Source organism: Vibrio sp. 1288 (assembly GCF_033344475.1).
Map to the genome: position 1 here is coordinate 1 of NZ_JAWPOX010001132.1, position 516 is coordinate 516.

The window sequence follows — 516 nt, forward strand, 5'->3', positions numbered from 1 at the left end:
TGGTCGAAGGCAACAGCGATGTTCGTGTGGTGACGGGGGCGAAAGGCGTGACCATGGATTCGAACATGACCGCACAAGAGATCCTAGATATTGGTGGCGGCAAGAACGTGCTTAACCAAATTGATGCTTTGATTGCAGAATTTGAGAAGCCGAGTCCGAATTTTCAAGCCGAAGTGGACGCTAGCCTAAACGCCATCGATGATACGATGGCAAACGTACTAGGCGCGATGACGGAAATCGGTGGTCGCCATAACAACCTAGATTTGATGGATGGCGCACACAGCGAAAACAAGTTGTTTGTCGACAAAGTCTCTGGTGACTTATCTGCATTGGACTACGGTGAAGCTTCGGTACGTTTAAGCAACTACATGGCTGCTCTGCAAGCTACGCAGGCGAGCTACGTGAAGATCAACGATCTTTCATTGTTTGACCGTATTTAAGGTTAGGAAGTTCTTTTATGGTAATGAGTACAGTAGAGGTTAGAGCCCATAGCATACGCTTGGGTGGCCAAGAACA

Annotated in this window: 1 pseudogene; it reads left to right on the forward strand. The window is 48.1% G+C overall.

Annotation, left to right across the window (positions count from 1 at the left end):
* Positions 1-440 (forward strand): annotated as a pseudogene (locus R8O11_RS31290) (flagellar hook-associated protein 3); the annotation flags it as partial.
* Positions 441-516: the final 76 nt, after the last annotated feature.